Origin of the sequence: Bacillus cereus ATCC 14579 (assembly GCF_000007825.1) — a bacterium.
GTDB lineage: Bacteria > Bacillota > Bacilli > Bacillales > Bacillaceae_G > Bacillus_A > Bacillus_A cereus.
Genome location: NC_004722.1, coordinates 4,154,966 through 4,172,525 on the forward strand (window position 1 = coordinate 4,154,966; position 17,560 = coordinate 4,172,525).

Here is a 17,560-nt window from a genome sequence, read left to right on the forward strand (position 1 = left end):
TCCTGTGTATTACAAAATAATAAGTTCTTTTGGTGATTTCGTAATTACTTCATTACCTTCACTTGTCACAATGATATCATCTTCAATACGTACGCCGCCAATACCTGGAATATAAATACCTGGCTCTACTGTTACAGCCATACCTGGTTCAAGTACTATATCAGAACGGAACGCTAAACCTGGTGCTTCATGGATTTCAAGACCTATTCCATGACCAGTAGAGTGTCCAAAGTATTCACCATATCCTTTTTCCGTTATGTAGTCACGCGTTAGCGCATCAGCCTCGCGACCTGTTAAACCAGCTTTAATACCGTTCACACCACGTAATTGTGCTTCTAAAACGATATTATAAATTTCTTTTAATTTATCAGATGGTTCACCGACTGCAATCGTACGAGTAATATCAGAACAATATCCTTTGTAATAAGCGCCGAAGTCTAATGTAACGAAATCTCCTGTTTCTATCACTTTTTCAGATGCCACGCCGTGCGGTAATGCCGAACGAAGACCTGAAGCAACGATAATATCAAACGAAGAAGATGTTGCTCCTTGTTTTCTCATGAAAAATTCAAGTTCATTTGACACTTCAATTTCAGATACTCCCGGGCGAATGAATGATAGAATATGCTCAAAGGCAGCATCTGCAATCTGTGCAGCTTCCTTTAATATCTTAATCTCTGAATCAGTCTTTATCAAGCGTAACTTTTCTACAAGTCCAGAAGTCGGGATAAATTCAGCATCAATCGCTTCCTTATGCACTGAATAAGAACTATATGTAAGAGTATCTTGCTCAAAACCAAGTTTTTGAATTCCAAGCTCTTTCACTTGCTTTGCCACTTCATCAATGATCAATCCTGCGTGCTGTACAACCTCATATCCAACCGCTTGTTTACTTGCCTGCTCGACGTAACGGAAATCTGTAATAAATTGAGCACGATCTTTTGAAATAAGAACAACGCCTGCTGTTCCTGTGAAGTTAGCCATATATCTACGACTATGTTCATTTGTTAACAAAATACCGTCAATGCCAGCCTCATCAAATGCACTTCGTAATCTTTCAATTTTCTCCATTACTTTATGCCTCCCTCAATTTCTCCATTAATGCAAATAACGCTAACTTATAGCCATAAAAACCAAATCCTACAATTTGACCTGCACAAACAGCTGCCGTCACAGATTCATGACGGAACGATTCACGCTGATGAATGTTAGAAATATGTACTTCAATAACAGGAATCGAAATGCTCGCAATGGCATCACGAATCGCATAGCTATAATGCGTAAATGCTCCCGGATTTAAAATGATCCCTTCATATATATCTTCCGCTTCATGAATAATGTCGATAATGGCACCTTCATGATTCGATTGGAAACATTCTAACTCCACTCCCATTGTTTCTGCTTCTTGCTTCATATCTGCTTCAAGTGTCGCTAGCGTGCCCTTTCCATATACATTTACCTCACGAACACCGAGGCGATTTAGGTTAGGACCGTTTACGAGGAGTAACTTTTTCATATTCTTAAAACTCCTTAATATTAAATATCTATACAATATTTTAACATAGGAGTTACTTATTTGAATAGTTCGTCTTCTCTTGCCCTTCTTGTTCTGCTTTATTGCTATTTACTGCGTAAGAAACAGAATATGCTATAAACACACCATACAATATAAAAATACATATTGTCGTCACAATTGTCTCTTTTGGTAAATGGAGCGCACTTTTAATAACAGGAGCCATTAAACCCATCCCCAAAAACAGTAGTGCCCACCAAAATAGCCCATAAATAATTCCCGCTATAATCCCTTCAAACTTCGCAAAAAATGCTTTATACAAAAAGGCGATCAAAATTGAAAGAAGTCCCATACACACTATTCCGAACACATTGCCCCATACACCCTCTTTCCAACTTCCAAACGCAAATGGTAAAAGGAAATAATTCGGTCCCGCCTCCGTGAATGAAAATATATGAAGGAAATACCAGATCCCGCCCCAAAAGATTCCACCAAACAAACCAATCTGCACAAAATTCCTTGTTCCTAATTGTTCTTGACTCACATCGACACCTCCGCTCAATAGTATGCCCGAAACTATTTTGAAGCATGTTTAAATCCTGCGAAATTTGTCTATAAAAAGAATAAGAAATGTCCGACTCTCATAACATTTTCCCTTGTCATCTACTTGTATTTGCCGATAAAATAAAGGAAACTCGGTGATTGTCTTATTTCAAAACGACAGAACCCAGTATGACAATTGCCTCTTTTTCTACATAAGAGAGAAACAAATACAGGTTGGTGTTAACATGGCAGAAGAGTCAAAACAAATATATGGCGGGCAAGCGGTCATAGAAGGAGTTATGTTTGGCGGTAGAGAATATACTGTTACAGCGGTTCGTCGTAAAGATAAATCGATTGAATTTTATCGATTACCACGCGTTCGTAATAAAGTACTATCTACCCTAAAAAAAATTCCATTTTTACGAGGGATTGCCGCTATTGTGGATGCAAGTGCGAATGGAGCAAAGCATTTAAACTTCGCTTCAGAACGATTTGACGTCCACCCAGAAGATGATGAACAAATTGCAAATAAAAAAGAAGAACAATCAAAATTAACGATGGTATTAGGAGTTGCAGCTGTTGGCGTTTTATCTTTTATATTCGGTAAAGTCATTTTCACAGCAGTTCCTGCACTATTAGCTGAATTAACGAGACCGATTTTCCCATCTCATACTGGGCAAATCATTGTCGAAAGTGTCATTAAGCTCATGCTATTATTGAGCTATATATACTTTATTTCTTTAACCCCACTTATTAAGCGGGTATTTCAGTATCACGGTGCAGAGCATAAGGTAATCAATGCTTACGAGAATAACCTTCCTCTGACTGTAGAAAACGTTCAAAAGCAAACTCGTCTCCATTATAGATGCGGCAGTAGCTTTATTATATTTACAGTCATTATTGGAATGTTCGTTTATTTCCTAGTCCCTACAGATCCTCTTTGGGCACGAGTTATAAACAGAATTTTATTAATTCCAGTTGTACTTGGTATTTCTTTTGAAGTATTGCAATTTACAAATCGATTACGAGACATTCCCGTATTACGCGTACTTGGATATCCTGGATTATGGCTACAACTATTAACAACGAAAGAACCAACAGATGATCAAGTGGAAGTAGCAATTGCATCGTTTGAAGAATTATTACGTTTAGAGAACAAACAATAATTATTTAAAAATGGTGTTCAACTCCTTTCCTCATCGTTAATATACTAATTTCAATATATGTTTTTAGGAGGTGTCCCTTATGAACGGTCGTTCGTTTACTTTCGCTATATTTGTGCTTATTATCGGATTGGCAATATTCGGCCTTGTTTCATCTGTTATTACAAATCCCATGGGTGTATTAAGAAATATCGGGTACATGTTACTTGTTGTCGGTATCTTTTACTTGCTATACAAGATGTTTACAAATTCCAGTGGTTCCGCAAATTCGCAAAGCTCATATAAGCGTGCGGCAAAACAATCGAACCGCAAACATGGGAAACAAAATGTAGCACCCCTAGGCAATTCTTTCTTTAAGTCAAATACTTCTAATGACAAAAGTAAAAAAGGGAATTCTTCCACTTTGAAACGAAAAAGAAAACAGTCTCATTTAACTGTCATTGAAGGCAAAAAAAGCAAAAAGAAAGACCGTGCTTCCTTTTAGGAAATACGGTCTTTTTTTATACTTTGAAGCACTTCTTTTAAACTTTTCTCTCTCATACTTTCAATTCGAAGATGATGATTTTCAAACGGTAAATTCCGTGTCACATCATTAGGTACCACAACGCACGTTAATCCCGCTGCAACTGCTGCTCTCAATCCATTTAATGAGTCTTCAAATACAACAGCTTCAGATGGCTTAATTCCTAATTCTTCTATTGCAACTCGATAAAGAGCTGGATCTGGTTTTACCTTCTCAACATCTTCTCTCGTTTTAATTACTTCAAAATATTCTCGAATTTGTAGCTCTTCTAAAAAATGAATAACCCATTCTCTAGAAGAACTAGAAGCTAGTGCGATTTTTAATCCCATTTCTTTCGCTTCTTCTAAATATTCTTTTACCCCGTCACGAGCTTCTGGTATTCTCATTTTCTCTTTATGTAAAGTTGCCACTTTTTCTTTTAATACACTTTTGTTAAACTTCTCTTTTAATTGATCATTTAGATATGTATAAAGTACCTCATCTGTTGTTCCAATGCATTTCGCAAATTCCTCTAAAGGTAGTTCCCCGCCGTATTCACGAACAGCATCTCTGAAAGAGTGAAACCATATCGTTTCTGTGTCCACAATTAATCCATCAAAATCAAAAATAATTGCTTTCATAATTCTCCCATCCTTTTCGAATTGAAATAAAAAAGGAAACGCCATACGTTCCCCTTAATTACTTTTCTCTTCATTTGCTCTTTGAACACCGCGAAGTGTTTCCACTCGGACTGTATCTTGTTCAAAGTATTGCACTAAATCACCAATGCGATCAATCGCTTCCCAACTTAAATGATGTTCAATTCCTTCTACATCATTGTAAATTTTACTTTCATCCACACCGATAATACGCATAAATTGCTCTAGCAAGTCATGACGATATACGAGACGTTCTCCGATTTTTTTACCTTTTGTTGTTAATACAAGCCCTCTATATTTTTCATAAATTAGATATTCATCTTTGTCTAATTTTTGCACCATTTTTGTTACAGAGGATGGATGTACACTAAGCGCTTCAGCAATATCAGATACGCGGGCGTAACCCTTTTCATCAATCAACAAATAAATTTGTTCAATATAATCTTCCATACTAGGGGTAGGCATCGGTTTCCTCCATCCAAGTTCATTTTGCTTATTCCGTACGAAGCAATCAATAAAATGATACACCAGAAAGAATAACGTGACAAGTTGAAAACGAGCCTAAATATATAAAACAAAAAAGAATCTGTATTTGCATACAGACCCCCCTTAAGTAAAATATTGTATTTCTGCATTAGGAAAAAATTCATTTATATAACCTCTTATCGTTTCTTCCAATACTGCTGCATCATCCTTTTTATATACATATTTTCCGATGCCATATCGTCCCCATTTATACTTCCGCTTCTCTTCATCCATTTCAAGCTTCGTATTTGGATAACGCTCTTGAATAACCTTTTTCGCTGGTTTCGTAAAACGATGCTGAATTAATTCAAACGTTAAATTTGGTATCGTCATATCTTTCAGCGCATTGTACAGTCGCTCAAATAGTTCACGATATCCTTCTTCCCATCCTTCATGCATATAAAGTGGCGCAACTATAAAACCAAGTGGATAACCCGCGCCTGCTACTTTACGAGCAGCTTCAATTCTTTCTTCAAACGGTGATGTCCCTGGTTCAAAATTTTTAATTACATACCGTGAATTAATACTAAACCTGAAACGCGTTTTCCCATTATGTTTTGCATCTAACAAATGATCAACGTGCGAATATTTCGTAACGAAACGCAAACGCCCATGCTCACTTTCTCCAATAAATTCAATCGCCCTCTTTAATGCATATGTTAAATGATCAATCCCAACGATATCTGATGTACAAGCAGCTTCAAACCTTGTGATTTCAGGTGCTCTTTCATCCATATATTGCTGTGCCTTCTCAAATATTTCATCAAGATTCACATACACGCGAACGTAAGGCTTACTCCCAAGTGTTGTTTGCAAATAGCAATAATGACAATGTCCCATACACCCTGTTGCGAGCGGAATTGCATATTCAGCTGACGGTTTTGACGTATCAAACTTTAGCGTCTTCCTTACTCCAACGACAAGTGTAGCCTTTGCATTACGATACTTTTGCAAATCATTTTCTCCTGGCAAATTTCTAATTTGATTATGTGATGTCGTTTCACGAATTTCTAATCCCATCTTCGTAAACTTCTCATAAAGCTCTTTTCCAAGCGGATATTCAAGTGCCTTTGGTTCAAAGTAAACGAGTTTTGGCATAAATGGTTTCATGTGCTTCCCTCCCTCTCGTTAGTATGGGAAACGTTGAAAAATTAACACGCATTAAAGTTTTCCACTTCAGTAACTTGCGTTGCAAGTTACTGAATGTTATAATTTGGATAACAGCTACCTTGCAACGCAAGTTACCTGAGTAAAAGGTGGTGAAATCATGCACAGCCAAATGTTAAAAGGTGTATTAGAAGGTTGCATCCTATACATCATTTCACAAGAAGAAGTGTACGGATATGAACTGAGCACAAAATTAAATAAACACGGATTTACATTCGTAAGCGAAGGAAGCATCTATCCGTTATTATTACGTATGCAAAAAGAAAAATTGATCGAAGGCACATTAAAAGCTTCCTCACTCGGTCCAAAGCGAAAATATTATCACATAACCGATAAAGGATTAGAGCAGCTTGAAGAATTTAAACAAAGCTGGGGAATGGTTTCAACTACGGTAAATAACTTATTACAGGGGGAGTGATAGGGATGAATGCACAAGACATGATTGAATTGAATAATAAAAAACGTGAGCTTCTAACACCTGAAAATGAAGTTGCTTATAGCGATATGTTAGTTTATCTTCGTTTATCTAACGTGCCAGAGCAACAAATGGAAGAACTGTTACTAGAAATATTAGATCACCTCATCGAAGCACAAGCAGAAAATAAAAACGCTTATGACATCTTTGGAGATAATTTACAATCTTATTGCGATGAACTTATATCAGCTTTACCAACTCAAACAAAGTTAGAAAAAGCCTCTTTAATTGGATGTTCTATTAGCTTACTTCTTGCTATACAGTTTGGCATAAATGCAATTATTTCATTTTTTATGTTTTTCTTTGAAAAAAACAATACATTATCAAGTCCGCCTTTTAGCATCCTTGGAACTACTTTGTCTGTTTCAATAATTATACTAGGTATACTATTTATTTTATATTTATTAAAGCGTTACTCCTTTAATCAGAAAATGAATTGGAAAAGAAGAATTCTATTTGGATTCGCATTTGCTACTCCATTTTGTTCCGCTGTATTCTTAAATATTTATTTCCAAAAGCAACCTTATCTCATTTATCATCTAAACTTTTGGCAAAATGCTTTAATTGCTATCTTATTTTTTATTTTATATAAATTACTATATAAAAAATCAAATTTTTAACAGCCCCTCAAAAGGCTGTTTTTTCTTCTGTCTAATTTTACAAATTGAAAAATTTCATAAAGAAAATAAGAAAAATGCAAAATAATTAAAGTTAATTGTTGACGTGATGCTTTTATTATCGGTATCATAAATCTTCGTGAGCAATTATTTTTCGTTATACGATTTTTTTATTATTACTGAATTTTTGAGAGGAGAAATTAGATGTCAGTTAAGAAGAAAACGCAAGTACGCACCGGCAAAATGGTACGTGAACTAATGTTAGCAGACGAAGATGTAAATGCTTCGCTAATTATGGTATATAGTGAAAACGGTGTAAACGCAGAAATTAAAATCGAGGGCTTAACGCCGAAATGTAACGAAGAATTATTTTTGAGCGGAAACGTGGATTGGAACAAGAGTGTTATTTATAAAATTGTTGATTTCACTGGAAACGCTGAAGTTGGTAAAGTTACATTAACAGCGATGAACAAAAACAATGTTTCTCTAGAAATTGAACGCGTTATGTGGAGTAAAGAAAATAAAGAAGCTGCCGAGCAAGAAGAAACACAGGTAGAAGCAGCACCGAAAAAGGAAGTAGTTGTAGAAGCTCCAAAGGCAATTACGCCTGCTCCTAAGCCTGTTACGCGTGTGGAAACACCTGCTATGGCACCTAAGCCTACTCCGGTACCGACACCGAAGCCAGTAAGCGTAGAAGCAGCTGTAGAACTAGTTACTCCAGCGCCTGTGAAAAAAGCGGTCCCTACTCCAGTTACAAAGCAAGAGACAGCACCGGTTGCTCCTGCAAAACCGAAGCAGCCTGCTTTGACTGAAACAAATTCAAAACTACAAGAAAATTATGTTAAACTCGTGAAAAAGACAATTGAAGTTTGTCAAGATTACGAGCTTGGCATCGACATAGATGATTCTATTGAAAGCTTAAAAGAAGAACTACAAAGCCAAGGTATTAGCGTTACATTTGACAAAGAAATTATGGACGTTGTAAATCGCCTTCGTTCTTTACAAGATAAAGGAATCAAAGTAGAAAAAGTACTTAATTTACTATAAAAAAATAAGAGGTGGCAATTGCCATCTCTTATTTTTTATAATTCCACTCATTACTTTCATACTTTTCTTTCGCTAACGTTTGAACTTCATGTAACTGTTCTTCTGTTAATTCATATGGAACAAGTTCTACATCCAATCCTTTTTCAAAGCCAACTTCAAACGCTTTAATTAACTGTTCTATCGTAAATGTACGGTCTGTTAATTCATTAATTGCTACTGCTTTAGAAGAGAACATACTCTTCATACGTTCCTTCACACGTTCATTTGGGAATAAAAATAGATCATATAGTTCATCTAAATCAATTTCTAATGGAATCGATCCATGCTGTAAAATAACACCTTTTTGACGTGTTTGAGCACTACCAGCAATTTTTCGTCCTTCCACTACAATTTCATACCAAGATGGTGCATCAAAACATACGCCGGAACGTGGATTTTTTAAATTTTCACGATCTGCTTCTGTTTTTGGAACTGCATAATATGCTTCTAACCCTAATGCCTTAAAACCATCTAATAAACCTTGCGAAATAACACGATACGCTTCTGTAACTGTTTTCGGCATATTCGGATGATCTTCAGACACAATAACACTATACGTTAACTCTTTGTCATGTAGTACACCCCTGCCGCCTGTTTGACGACGAACGAATCCATATTTCTTTTCGTTAACTACATCCATATTAATATCTTTTTCAACACGTTGAAAATACCCAACTGTTAATGTTGGTACCTCCCATTCATAAAAACGAATTGTTGGTGGCATTTTCTTTTCACTTTGCCAATTTAATAAACATTCATCTAACGCCATATTAAATGCCGGTGAACATTGACCAGAGTTAATATAACACCATTTTTCTTTTCCCATCCTGCACCTCATATAACCAATTATTTTTCACATTCTCTAGTCTACCAAATTCGACAAAATTTGTGAAAGAATACGAAATTTCTTCTTATATGCAAATGAATCTGTTGCATAAATACATAAGGGCATTATAATATTGAAAGTAGGATAAGAAAAAAGGGAGCGATAGAATCGTGTCAACAACTTGGATTATTTTATTAGCCGTAATCGTAGCATTTATCGGCTACACTGTATGGATGTACTTCTATCAGAAAAAATTAATTAAAACTCTTACAGAAGAAGAATTTCGCGCTGGCTACCGTAAAGCACAGCTTATCGATATTCGTGAAGCAGACGAATATAACGCAGGGCATATTTTAGGTGCACGTAACATTCCGTTATCACAAATTCGCCTTCGCCATAAAGAACTTCGTCAAGATCAACCTGTTTACTTATATTGCCAAAGCGGATTCCGTACAGGTCGTGCAGCGCAATACTTAAAAAAACAAGGCTACAAAGATTTCTACCAATTACAAGGCGGATTTAAATCTTGGACAGGCAAAATTAAAAAGAAATAATAACATACAAAAAACTAGCTGAATAAATCAGCTAGTTTTTTCATTTCATCTTATTCGCAATGTATAATAAATTCTGCTTGATTACCTTTTCATCGTTCTCTTCTACATTCCGATACAGCAGTTGATATTCAATTCCTTTCTCTTTCCATATAAGCGTAGCAAATTCGTCACCACGTTCATAATCATCTTTATTTTTAAAATAAGCAGACGTTCCATTATTCAGTTTCATTTGTTCTTGAAATCGCTTCTCTTCCACAAGATCTGGAAAACTATAAGGAAAGTTCGCGACATTTAACTCAATATACTCATTTCTACCTGGTTCTTTCTGTTTATATTTAATCGTTAAGACAGTGTTCTTTTTCCCAAGCGTTCTTACTTCCCCCTTCACATCACTTGTAATATCGTACGGTAAAAACGTTGGAACTTTAAACTTCACCGGAAAATATTTTGGAAGTTCCTTTAGCGGAATAGGATCCGTAACACGATCCATAGCTCCTCCCGTTGTTCCCACAAAGTGTTTTTCTTCTTGCATCGTTTGCTGAAACGAACACGAACTAAGCACGAAACTAGAAAACACGAAACAAATGATTCTTTTTTTCAATTTGTTTCCGCCCTTTCATATCGCTCTCTTAACGAACGAAGCGTTGATATTCTCTTCATATTCGCTTTGTCACCAAACTCCACCTTTGAAAACTTTCCACGTTATTCTCACACATTTTGACAACACTTTTTGCAAACAAAAAAGACCCCTATCATTCTTACGCCCAAGTGAAAAGGTTACGCGAATAAAAAGAAGTCTTATTAATACCATAGTTTGTGAAAAGCTTTTCAGGTCAAGATTTTTTCTTTCTTATTATTTTCCCTTTATAATAAGGGAAAGAGGTGATACATATGGCCAATATAAAACAAATTGCTAAAACTGCTGGTGTATCGATATCAACTGTTTCTCGTGTCCTGAATAATCACCCTTACGTAAAAGAAGAAAAGCGTAAGCGTGTTCTAGATGCTGTTGAAGAATTAAACTACGCAAAAAATATAAATGCTGTCCATTTAATAAGAGGGAAAACATATACAATTGGCGTTATGCTTCCTTTCATTAACCTCCCCTACTTCAGTACGATTATTGAAGGAATCGGAAACGAAGCGTTATTAGCTGGGTATCATATTAATTTATGTCAAACGAATTACGATAGCATTGAAGAAATTCGTGTTCTTGAAATGATGAAAATGAAACAATTTGATGGGATGATTATTTGCTCCCGAACGAGCTCTTGGGAACAAATCGAACCTTTTGCAAAATTTGCCCCTATTATTTCATGTGAAAAAATGAAGCATCCCCTCATTTCATCCATCTACGTAGATCATTATGAAGGTTTCCGTCTTGGTACTGCCTATTTACTAAGTAGAGGCCATGAAAAAATCGGAATTTGTTTAGCAAGAAAAACAAGTGTAAATTCCATGGAGCGCGAAAAAGCGTTCGCCGATACACTTCGTAACGAAGGGAAAACGTTGCATCCTGAATGGATTTTCCACCAATGCTATACAATGCAGGACGGAGCACAAATACTCCATCGTATTTTAAATATGAAAAATCGTCCAACTGCTATTTTCACAGCGAACGATCAAGTTGCAGCTGGTTTATTAACAGAGGCTCGAAAACATGGTATTCGAGTACCTGAAGACCTTGCTATCCTTGGATTTGATAATCATGAAATTTCAAAGGCATTAGAAATTTCCACAATTGAACATCCCGGTCTCGCAATGGGCTCACATGCTTTTTCTTTATTCCATAAGCAGATCCAAAGCGAGCAAATTGTCGGCAGTGCAAAAGAACTTTCATTCCATTTAATTGAGCGAGAGACTGTCTAAAAAGAGCGTTACTTATAACGCTCTTTCTCAGATCTTCACCTATTGACATTATATTTCCCATCTCATATAATGAACCTAACGAACGGTAGGTAGGGGATGAAAATGACAGCAAACCGCATTAAAGCTGTAGCACTTTCTCATTTCGCACGCTACGGCTATGAAGGAACTTCATTGGCAAATATTGCTCAAGAAGTTGGGATTAAAAAACCATCGATTTACGCACACTTTAAAGGAAAAGAAGAGCTATATTTCATATGCTTAGAATCTGCTCTTCAAAAAGATTTGCAGAGCTTCACAGGCGATATCGAAAGCTTTTCCAATTCGTCCACTGAAGAATTGCTTTTAAAATTATTAAAAGGGTATGCAAAACGATTTGGTGAAAGTGAAGAATCAATGTTTTGGTTACGAACTTCTTATTTTCCGCCTGATGCATTTCGCGAACAAATTATTAATAAAGCAAATGTACACATTGAAAACGTCGGAAAACTTTTATTCCCTGTATTTAAAAGAGCAAGCGAACAAGATGAGCTGCATAACATTGAAGTAAAAGACGCCTTAGAGGCTTTTCTATGCTTACTCGACGGTCTTATGGTTGAACTATTATACGCAGGTTTAAATCGTTTTGAGACACGTTTAGACGCTTCTTGGAAAGTATTTTGGCGCGGACTTTCAAACTGACGGATTGCTCCTTTGCAATGCGTCGTTTTTAAGCCCTTTACCTAACGACTGGTAGGAAGGAGAAATGACATATGGCATGGATTTATGTAATCATCGCTGGTATTATTGAAATATTTTGGGTGATTGGACTAAAAAAAGCAGAGGCACCACTTGAATGGGCTGGTGTTGCTCTATTAATTACAATTAGTTTCGTCTTATTATTTAGAGCTTATAAAGATTTACCTGTCGGCACTGTATACGCAGTCTTTACAGGAATCGGAGCTGGTGGAATCGTTCTTACAGAGATTTTCATCTTCGGAGAACCTTTCTCTATCGTAAAAGTTTTATTAATCGGTTTAATCTTCTTCGGAGTAATTGGTTTAAAACGAGTAACAGAAGAAAAAGAAGCGAAGGAGGCCGCATAAAATGGCTTGGGTATTTTTAATTCTAGCTGGTATTTGTGAAATTATTGGTGTACTCTTTATGAAAGTAGCCACTGAAAAGAAAGGCTGGGCACCAAAAGTTATTTTAATCGCTAACTTCGGCGTAAGCTTCTTCTTCTTATCTCTTGCGATGAACACATTACCGATGGGAACTGCTTACGCAATTTGGACTGGAATCGGAACTGCCGGAAGTGCACTTCTAGGCATTCTCATTTTCCGAGAATCAGCGGATTGGCGTCGTCTTGCTTTCTTAAGCTGTATTCTATGCGGCGCTGTTGGCTTAAAACTATTAAGCTAACGAGAGGTGAATGTCATGTGGAAAGAACAAGGAAAGAAAATATTAGCATGGATCACACTTGGTATCGTCATTCTATTACAAATAAGTTTTCATATAATAGAATCATTGTTTCATAAAGTATTATCCATTCTCACATTCCTTCCTAACATGACAATTGAAATGATATCAATTGTTTGGTCCATTATCGCCTCCATTGCAATCGTCATTATATGGAGTATCGCCAAACTATGGAATAAGTTATTAAAAAAGGACAGTACTTCTGAAAAAGAGTAACTGTCCTTTTTTATATTCATTCAGACTTTCTGTAGAAGTTAGATGTGATAAGACAAAACAGACCAACTATGGCAATACTTATACCAACCCTTTTAGTAAACTTGGAAATAACGGTGGTATATCCGAGTAAACATTTGCTAATATGAGACCGATTGAAAATAAAAATATTCCTATTCTATATAACCATTTTCTTTTGTTCATCATTCTCCCCTCCTAACATTTTTCATACACTCCTTTCTTTTGGACATACTACCTAAAAAAAGGAGTGAATAATATGCAAAATTCTATACATAAGCAAATCCTATTTTTATTTTTCCTATTTCTTATTCTCATCATCGTTTTCAGCTTTATATTACATACTCCGAAAGATGTGCCAAATAGCGTTTCTTTTTATAAACTACTGCTCTCGTATTGTCGTTATTGAAGAAGGTGCCTTTTTTAAGGCACCTTTTAAAATTCTCTTTTTTCATATATTTTTACTGAAACAAAGGTAGATGCTATGAACATGCACATGGAACTAATGAATAACAAGCTGTTGTATAGTTGAATTTGTTCTAAGTTAATTTGAAACAAAGCTTCTAAAACAACTATCGGTGCCATGAATATTACTATCGTAATGAAAATGGTTTTCTTATACCCTAGCCAAAAGGATATTGGTAAAACAAAACTTAAATACAATAAAATAAAGCTAATACTAGCAACCATTGTCGTTTCAAGAAATTCAAATAAGTTAACCCCACTCTTCATTCCCATCGTGAAACAACCGACCGTTACACTTATAAAAAGAATAATAATTGCTACTATATATTTCGCATACACAATTTGTTTTCTCAATATTGGTAAACTATTTACTATAACTTCACTCTCATTTTTACTATCTGCTTCAAATGTTTTTACTGTTGCTCCAATTGTAATAATTACGGACATAATTATGAACAGATTTTCCGTATCTGTTAAGGCCATATAAAAGAAAACAGGATACAGTATGTACCAAATTAAAAACTTCCATTGAATGATGAAATCTTTTAAAATTAGTTGTTTCAACGCTATTTTCCTCCTCTCACAGATCACGTTCATTGTACAAATGAATTGAGAAAAACATGGACATAATATACAAAAGAATGAGTCCTGCTATAAAACAAATATTTACGACTAGACTTGTGCTCCAAGCATTCTCTACATCTAACCATTCACTACTTACAATCACTCCACTTAATCCACCAACTATAATTCCCATAAAATACGCCGCCTGTTTCGAACTGCTATATTCTACTAAAAATTCAATTGGCAGTACGATCATGCTATAAACCAATCCTCCCGTTATTCCGCCAAGAATCTCTCCCCACAGCGTAAATCCAGTTATATGTTCATTTTGCAACTGAATTAGACCAATCAAAAGTGAGAAAATCACACCTAAAACAACTAAAATACTTATAAATATGTATTTTGCTATGACAATTTCCTTACGTTGAAGCGGTAAACTATTTAATATCTTTTCACTCTTATTTCTAGCCTCATAACTCGTCGACCATATTGTTCCAAGGATAGGTATAGTTATACTAAGTGTCACAAGAAAATTGTCGCTACCAAAATCAATAATTGTAAGGAAAAGCAAACATATAAAACCAATAAATCCTAACTTTCTTTGCATCATCATATCTTTTAAAACTAATTGCTTGATCATATATTACACCTCACTGAACTCATTCCTTAACATCAATTATTCGTTTTTATATAAGACAAGCCAATAAGTATTAAAGCTCTCTCTTTTTAAAACTCACAATAGCTATAAACATTGAAGCTAAATAACTTACACACGCGCCTATACTCAAAATACTAATAACTAATAGCATATCTGAAGTTCGAAAAATCATTAACATAAGCCTTTCATCCGTAAATATATTGCACATAAATCCTAGTAAACCTATTATAGGAAAAAGCATAACTAATCCCAGCATAGTAACCGTTCGCTTATCCTCACTATATTTTATAGGAAGTATCATAACAGCATACAGAACAGAAAAGAAAATAGCTATAAATGCTGCATACCAAGGAATATTTATATTTTCTTTTAATACAAATACAGGGAGTATAAAGAATACGAATGTAATGATTAAGCTGAATGCCATAAAAAATAGTGTCGATATGTATTTCGCAATGACAATATCTTTTCTAGTAAAAGGTAGACTTACTAATATTTTTTCCGTACTATTTTTCTCTTCATTTGATAAAGAGATTGAAATCATCAAAAGACATATAGCAAAACAAACATACGCCATTTGAAATGGTTCTATAGAGTTTTGGAATGCTCCGTATATTGGTAAGATCAAATAGATAAGAAACATTTTTCTTTGTAAGAAAAACTCCTTCAAAATCAATTGCTGCATGTTAATCCCCCTCCCTACAAATCACGTGCTCCGTATATTTTAATTGCAAGAAACATAGAAAAAATATATATATTAGCTAATGCCATTCCCCCAACTAGAAACCACATAAAATGTGAAGGAATCATAACCCATTCAACAAACGATAATGCCGCCATTTCTCCTTCACCAATAAACATCCCAGCAATAACCCCTACCATAGCCGCTCCACCTGTAAATAGTCCGCGTGCCATTTTAGATTTTGTTCCGTAATAACTAGGAAACAGCACCGCTATATAAACTAAAGAGCATATCGCCACTCTAACTACGGCATACCAAGGGATTTCGATATATAAATCCGAATGATATGCACGAATATCACCAACGACACCAACACTTCGTATTAGAAAAATAACAAACATCGTTACAAGCATGCTCCCAGCGATAAATATTGCACAGGAAATATATCTAGCGATAACGATATCCTTTCGACTTAGTGGTAAACTATTCATAATGACATCACTATTATTTTTTTCATCCATCCCTATCAATATTGTTGATGTGGAAATTGTTATCAGTAAACAACTTAAAGAAAATACCGTTTCACCAATCGGCTCTATAAAAGAAAACATTAGTGGCATAATTAGATACACTAACCAAATCGCCCGAAAAAAGAACAAATCTTTATATACGAGCTGACGCATAGGCACCTCTTCCTTTCGCGGTGTAAACGATAATATCATCTAATGTAGGCTTTTCTAGTACAACCTCATTTCCAAACCAATCTATGATTGCTTGTTTATCATTCGCTAAACCTTCAAAACCAAATTTATTTTTTCGTAATCCAACAAATAGTTCTTTTCCTTCTCGGTCTAATAAATCATTACTTCCTTTTACGATTACGTAGTTCTCCATTAAGTCTTCTTTTTCACCAGTAAATATAATTTCTCCATCATTGATGAACGTAACATAATCTGCAATGCGCTCTAAATCTGTTGTAATGTGCGTTGAGAATAATACGGATACTTCATCTTCCATTACAATTTCTTGCAACATATCGAGTAATTCACTTCGAACAACTGGATCTAACCCTGCTGTCGGTTCGTCCATAATAATAAACTCTGCGTGGTGCGAAAGTGCGATGGCAATCGCAAACTTCATTTTCATCCCTTTAGATAGCTCTTTAATTTTTTTATACTTTGGAACTTGCAATCTATGCATATACGATTGATACTGCTCTTCGTCCCACTTTTTATATAACGGTGCAATAATACGCTTCATTTGTTCACACGTTAAATCTTCGTAATAATGATTTTCATCATATACAAAACCAATATTTTGTTTTATGTCCTTTTCGGCTTTCTTATTGTCTTTGCCAAAAATTTTTATATCGCCGCTATCTTTTCTAATTAAATTCATAATCATTTTGATCGTTGTACTTTTCCCAGCACCATTTGGTCCGACAAACCCCATAATATATCCTCGTGGTAATGCAAAACTTATATTTTTCACTGCAAAATCTTGATAACTTTTACAAACATTTTTTAGCTCTAACATCTCTTATTCCCCCTTATATAAACACGCAATCATCTGCTGCAATTCTTCAAGTGAAAGCTGCAACACTTTACTTTCTTTTACGATTTCTTCAGCTTTACTTTCCAATAGGCGAAGCCTTTGTTCTTTTAATAGTTCATTATTTTTACGTGAAACATAAGTCCCCTTCCCAGCAACAGTTTCTATATATCCTTCTTTTTCAAGCTCCTCGTATGCACGCTTCGTTGTAATGACACTAATTTGTAATTCCTTCGCTAAGCTACGAATAGACGGTAATTGATCTCCACCCTTTAAACCACCATTTAAAATAAGCTGGCTTAATTGTTTTCTTATTTGCACATAAATAGGGTCTTGGGAAGAATTCGAAATAATAATATTCATGTTTTCCTCCAGTGTGTGTATATACTGTATATACCTTATATATACAGTATATACACATCATCCTATTTTTGGCAAGAAAAAAAGACCAACAT

Annotated in this window: 25 protein-coding genes and 1 pseudogene; 11 read left to right on the plus strand and 15 right to left on the minus strand. The window is 35.3% G+C overall.

Annotated elements, in window-relative coordinates; translation table 11 throughout:
* Positions 1-9: 9 nt before the first annotated feature.
* From pepQ to BC_RS20965, 3 genes are read right to left on the minus strand one after another with little or no spacing between them, the layout of a single operon-like run.
* Entirely contained in the window at positions 10-1,071 is a 1,062-nt protein-coding gene (gene pepQ / locus BC_RS20955) for a Xaa-Pro dipeptidase (RefSeq protein WP_000411039.1), read from the minus strand.
* A gap of 4 nt (positions 1,072-1,075) precedes the next feature.
* The gene (gene aroQ, locus BC_RS20960) at positions 1,076-1,516 is read right to left on the minus strand and encodes a type II 3-dehydroquinate dehydratase (RefSeq protein ID WP_000735140.1); all 441 of its coding nucleotides are present in this window, start codon (positions 1,514-1,516) and stop codon (positions 1,076-1,078) included.
* Positions 1,517-1,568: 52 nt separating this feature from the next.
* Positions 1,569-2,057, minus strand: coding sequence for a YqhR family membrane protein (locus BC_RS20965; protein WP_000076881.1), 489 nt, complete (start codon positions 2,055-2,057; stop codon positions 1,569-1,571).
* Between the two features lie 244 nt (positions 2,058-2,301).
* Between BC_RS20965 and BC_RS20970 the strand changes: the two genes are divergently transcribed.
* Positions 2,302-3,222, plus strand: coding sequence for a DUF1385 domain-containing protein (locus BC_RS20970; RefSeq protein ID WP_000807121.1), 921 nt, complete (start codon positions 2,302-2,304; stop codon positions 3,220-3,222).
* Between the two features lie 79 nt (positions 3,223-3,301).
* Positions 3,302-3,703, plus strand: coding sequence for an SA1362 family protein (locus BC_RS20975; protein WP_001014463.1), 402 nt, complete (start codon positions 3,302-3,304; stop codon positions 3,701-3,703).
* Here BC_RS20975 and BC_RS20980 read toward each other — a convergent pair.
* The 3 genes from BC_RS20980 to splB form a co-directional block, all read right to left on the minus strand.
* The gene (locus tag BC_RS20980) at positions 3,700-4,362 is read right to left on the minus strand and encodes an HAD family hydrolase (protein WP_025687934.1); all 663 of its coding nucleotides are present in this window, start codon (positions 4,360-4,362) and stop codon (positions 3,700-3,702) included. The two genes, BC_RS20975 and BC_RS20980, sit on opposite strands and share 4 nt — an antisense overlap.
* Positions 4,363-4,416: 54 nt before the next feature.
* A complete protein-coding gene (gene mntR / locus BC_RS20985) occupies positions 4,417-4,845 on the minus strand; it encodes a transcriptional regulator MntR (protein ID WP_001143085.1) in 429 nt (142 codons plus the stop codon).
* 144 nt (positions 4,846-4,989) lie between these two features.
* Entirely contained in the window at positions 4,990-6,015 is a 1,026-nt protein-coding gene (gene splB, locus BC_RS20990; RefSeq protein ID WP_000802127.1) for a spore photoproduct lyase, read from the minus strand.
* 157 nt (positions 6,016-6,172) lie between these two features.
* On the opposite strand from splB, the gene BC_RS20995 reads away from it, so the two are divergent.
* From BC_RS20995 to BC_RS21005, 3 genes are all read left to right on the plus strand, one after another.
* Complete coding sequence (locus BC_RS20995) at positions 6,173-6,490, plus strand: PadR family transcriptional regulator (RefSeq protein ID WP_000556078.1); 318 nt, start codon at positions 6,173-6,175, stop codon at positions 6,488-6,490.
* Positions 6,491-6,495: 5 nt separating this feature from the next.
* Positions 6,496-7,167 carry a DUF1129 family protein gene (locus BC_RS21000; RefSeq protein WP_000993579.1) on the plus strand — a complete coding sequence of 224 codons (672 nt, stop codon included), beginning with the start codon at positions 6,496-6,498 and terminating at the stop codon, positions 7,165-7,167.
* A gap of 201 nt (positions 7,168-7,368) precedes the next feature.
* On the plus strand, positions 7,369-8,211 hold the full coding sequence (locus BC_RS21005; protein WP_000111898.1) for a hypothetical protein: 843 nt from the start codon (positions 7,369-7,371) through the stop codon (positions 8,209-8,211).
* 28 nt (positions 8,212-8,239) lie between these two features.
* Here BC_RS21005 and BC_RS21010 read toward each other — a convergent pair whose 3' ends face one another.
* Positions 8,240-9,076 (minus strand): lipoate--protein ligase family protein, encoded by an 837-nt coding sequence (locus BC_RS21010; RefSeq protein ID WP_000514081.1) that lies wholly within the window; start codon positions 9,074-9,076, stop codon positions 8,240-8,242.
* 170 nt (positions 9,077-9,246) lie between these two features.
* Here BC_RS21010 and BC_RS21015 point away from each other — a divergent pair, with 170 nt between their 5' ends.
* Complete coding sequence (locus tag BC_RS21015; RefSeq protein WP_000108653.1) at positions 9,247-9,630, plus strand: rhodanese-like domain-containing protein; 384 nt, start codon at positions 9,247-9,249, stop codon at positions 9,628-9,630.
* Positions 9,631-9,670: 40 nt separating this feature from the next.
* On the opposite strand, the gene BC_RS21020 is transcribed toward BC_RS21015, so the two are convergent.
* A complete protein-coding gene (locus tag BC_RS21020) occupies positions 9,671-10,207 on the minus strand; it encodes a hypothetical protein (RefSeq protein WP_033666640.1) in 537 nt (178 codons plus the stop codon).
* A 314-nt stretch (positions 10,208-10,521) separates the two neighbouring features.
* On the opposite strand from BC_RS21020, the gene BC_RS21025 reads away from it, so the two are divergent.
* The 5 genes from BC_RS21025 (at position 10,522) to BC_RS21045 (ending at position 13,170) form a co-directional block, all read left to right on the plus strand.
* On the plus strand, positions 10,522-11,499 hold the full coding sequence (locus BC_RS21025; protein ID WP_001273985.1) for a LacI family DNA-binding transcriptional regulator: 978 nt from the start codon (positions 10,522-10,524) through the stop codon (positions 11,497-11,499).
* 96 nt (positions 11,500-11,595) lie between these two features.
* Positions 11,596-12,177 (plus strand): TetR/AcrR family transcriptional regulator, encoded by a 582-nt coding sequence (locus tag BC_RS21030; protein ID WP_002005730.1) that lies wholly within the window; start codon positions 11,596-11,598, stop codon positions 12,175-12,177.
* Between the two features lie 71 nt (positions 12,178-12,248).
* Positions 12,249-12,581: a DMT family transporter gene (locus BC_RS21035; protein ID WP_000312339.1), complete on the plus strand. Its 333-nt coding sequence runs from the start codon at positions 12,249-12,251 to the stop codon at positions 12,579-12,581.
* A 1-nt stretch (position 12,582) separates the two neighbouring features.
* Entirely contained in the window at positions 12,583-12,897 is a 315-nt protein-coding gene (locus BC_RS21040) for a DMT family transporter (RefSeq protein WP_000312623.1), read from the plus strand.
* A 15-nt stretch (positions 12,898-12,912) separates the two neighbouring features.
* Positions 12,913-13,170, plus strand: a complete 258-nt coding sequence (locus BC_RS21045) for a DUF3975 family protein (protein WP_000265429.1) — start codon at positions 12,913-12,915, stop codon at positions 13,168-13,170.
* 16 nt (positions 13,171-13,186) lie between these two features.
* Here BC_RS21045 and BC_RS21050 read toward each other — a convergent pair.
* The 7 genes and pseudogenes from BC_RS21050 to BC_RS21080 all read right to left on the minus strand — a co-directional run bounded on the left by BC_RS21050 (position 13,187) and on the right by BC_RS21080 (position 17,468).
* A pseudogene (locus BC_RS21050) lies at positions 13,187-13,374 on the minus strand (hypothetical protein).
* Between the two features lie 246 nt (positions 13,375-13,620).
* Complete coding sequence (locus tag BC_RS21055; protein ID WP_000811452.1) at positions 13,621-14,214, minus strand: ABC-2 transporter permease; 594 nt, start codon at positions 14,212-14,214, stop codon at positions 13,621-13,623.
* A 16-nt stretch (positions 14,215-14,230) separates the two neighbouring features.
* The gene (locus BC_RS21060) at positions 14,231-14,854 is read right to left on the minus strand and encodes an ABC-2 transporter permease (protein WP_000595375.1); all 624 of its coding nucleotides are present in this window, start codon (positions 14,852-14,854) and stop codon (positions 14,231-14,233) included.
* A gap of 70 nt (positions 14,855-14,924) precedes the next feature.
* The gene (locus BC_RS21065) at positions 14,925-15,557 is read right to left on the minus strand and encodes an ABC-2 transporter permease (RefSeq protein WP_001186580.1); all 633 of its coding nucleotides are present in this window, start codon (positions 15,555-15,557) and stop codon (positions 14,925-14,927) included.
* A gap of 14 nt (positions 15,558-15,571) precedes the next feature.
* Positions 15,572-16,237 carry an ABC-2 transporter permease gene (locus BC_RS21070; RefSeq protein WP_001249549.1) on the minus strand — a complete coding sequence of 222 codons (666 nt, stop codon included), beginning with the start codon at positions 16,235-16,237 and terminating at the stop codon, positions 15,572-15,574.
* Positions 16,218-17,090, minus strand: a complete 873-nt coding sequence (locus tag BC_RS21075) for an ABC transporter ATP-binding protein (protein WP_000891312.1) — start codon at positions 17,088-17,090, stop codon at positions 16,218-16,220. The genes BC_RS21070 and BC_RS21075 overlap by 20 nt, the downstream gene beginning before the upstream one ends.
* Positions 17,091-17,093: 3 nt before the next feature.
* Entirely contained in the window at positions 17,094-17,468 is a 375-nt protein-coding gene (locus tag BC_RS21080; RefSeq protein ID WP_001021349.1) for a GntR family transcriptional regulator, read from the minus strand.
* Positions 17,469-17,560 lie beyond the last annotated feature (92 nt).

Bases quoted from the DNA above. Each gene is read 5' to 3' on its own strand.
- pepQ (WP_000411039.1), bottom strand. From the start codon at position 1,071: ATGGAGAAAATTGAAAGATTACGAAGTGCATTTGATGAGGCTGGCATT.
- aroQ (WP_000735140.1), bottom strand. From the start codon at position 1,516: ATGAAAAAGTTACTCCTCGTAAACGGTCCTAACCTAAATCGCCTCGGT.
- BC_RS20970 (WP_000807121.1), top strand. From the start codon at position 2,302: ATGGCAGAAGAGTCAAAACAAATATATGGCGGGCAAGCGGTCATAGAA.
- BC_RS20975 (WP_001014463.1), top strand. From the start codon at position 3,302: ATGAACGGTCGTTCGTTTACTTTCGCTATATTTGTGCTTATTATCGGA.
- BC_RS20980 (WP_025687934.1), bottom strand. From the start codon at position 4,362: ATGAAAGCAATTATTTTTGATTTTGATGGATTAATTGTGGACACAGAA.
- mntR (WP_001143085.1), bottom strand. From the start codon at position 4,845: ATGCCTACCCCTAGTATGGAAGATTATATTGAACAAATTTATTTGTTG.
- splB (WP_000802127.1), bottom strand. From the start codon at position 6,015: ATGAAACCATTTATGCCAAAACTCGTTTACTTTGAACCAAAGGCACTT.
- BC_RS20995 (WP_000556078.1), top strand. From the start codon at position 6,173: ATGCACAGCCAAATGTTAAAAGGTGTATTAGAAGGTTGCATCCTATAC.
- BC_RS21000 (WP_000993579.1), top strand. From the start codon at position 6,496: ATGAATGCACAAGACATGATTGAATTGAATAATAAAAAACGTGAGCTT.
- BC_RS21005 (WP_000111898.1), top strand. From the start codon at position 7,369: ATGTCAGTTAAGAAGAAAACGCAAGTACGCACCGGCAAAATGGTACGT.
- BC_RS21010 (WP_000514081.1), bottom strand. From the start codon at position 9,076: ATGGGAAAAGAAAAATGGTGTTATATTAACTCTGGTCAATGTTCACCG.
- BC_RS21025 (WP_001273985.1), top strand. From the start codon at position 10,522: ATGGCCAATATAAAACAAATTGCTAAAACTGCTGGTGTATCGATATCA.
- BC_RS21030 (WP_002005730.1), top strand. From the start codon at position 11,596: ATGAAAATGACAGCAAACCGCATTAAAGCTGTAGCACTTTCTCATTTC.
- BC_RS21035 (WP_000312339.1), top strand. From the start codon at position 12,249: ATGGCATGGATTTATGTAATCATCGCTGGTATTATTGAAATATTTTGG.
- BC_RS21040 (WP_000312623.1), top strand. From the start codon at position 12,583: ATGGCTTGGGTATTTTTAATTCTAGCTGGTATTTGTGAAATTATTGGT.
- BC_RS21045 (WP_000265429.1), top strand. From the start codon at position 12,913: ATGTGGAAAGAACAAGGAAAGAAAATATTAGCATGGATCACACTTGGT.
- BC_RS21060 (WP_000595375.1), bottom strand. From the start codon at position 14,854: ATGATCAAGCAATTAGTTTTAAAAGATATGATGATGCAAAGAAAGTTA.
- BC_RS21065 (WP_001186580.1), bottom strand. From the start codon at position 15,557: ATGCAGCAATTGATTTTGAAGGAGTTTTTCTTACAAAGAAAAATGTTT.
- BC_RS21070 (WP_001249549.1), bottom strand. From the start codon at position 16,237: ATGCGTCAGCTCGTATATAAAGATTTGTTCTTTTTTCGGGCGATTTGG.
- BC_RS21075 (WP_000891312.1), bottom strand. From the start codon at position 17,090: ATGTTAGAGCTAAAAAATGTTTGTAAAAGTTATCAAGATTTTGCAGTG.
- BC_RS21080 (WP_001021349.1), bottom strand. From the start codon at position 17,468: ATGAATATTATTATTTCGAATTCTTCCCAAGACCCTATTTATGTGCAA.